Below are 672 nucleotides of genomic sequence, written 5' to 3'. Positions count from 1 at the left end.
TAGTATCCGCGATTGTGTAGAAGCGCTTTGCTTGGCTCGCCGGGTAGCATAGAATCGAGGAAGGTATCTTAATTTTTAGTTGTTAGAGAGAAGAGAATTAGACATCAATGAGTAGTATTTTAGAGTGTATTCGTACTGTTGGACGAGGAGAAAGGGGTCGTAAGCCTCTGACGTTTGAACAGGCCTATCGCATCATGGATGAGTATTTAAGTGGTCAAGTTGGAGACGACCAGATGGCGATGCTACTGATGCTAATTCGTGTACAGAACGACACTAATGAGGAGATTGCTGGTTTTGTTAAAGCATTCCAGTCTCGAGTCCCGGACTTAGGCGCGGACATTGATTGGCCTTGTTATGCTGGTAAGCGCAATGATTCCAGCAGCGGCAAACCGTGGAACCTACTGGCGGCAAGAATTTTAGCCGATAGTGGCTATAAGATTTTGATGCATGGTTATATGGATAAGCCAAGCGGCCGCACTCACGTAGAAACACACCTCGACGATGTGAATGTACAGTGTGCAGACAACCCGGAGCACGCCAAAGAGATTTTAGAAAAAGAGGGTATTGCTTACCTTCCTTTAGCCAATTTTGCTCCAGAGGCACAAACTATGATTGGTTGGAAGCATCGTTACGGATTGCGTACTCCAATTAATACTGTGGTGCGTGCACTTA

1 protein-coding gene is annotated in these 672 nt (G+C 45.7%); it reads left to right on the top strand.

The window, feature by feature from the left end; all coding sequences use genetic code 11:
• Nucleotides 1–107: 107 nt before the first annotated feature.
• The coding region (locus KIV40_RS35360; protein ID WP_285354143.1) for a glycosyl transferase family protein at nucleotides 108–672 on the top strand (565 nt) is incomplete at its 3' end.

The organism is Vibrio sp. D173a (assembly GCF_030248475.1).
The sequence above is the reverse complement of the archived record's forward strand: the minus strand, read 5'-3'. Positions and strand labels throughout refer to the sequence as shown.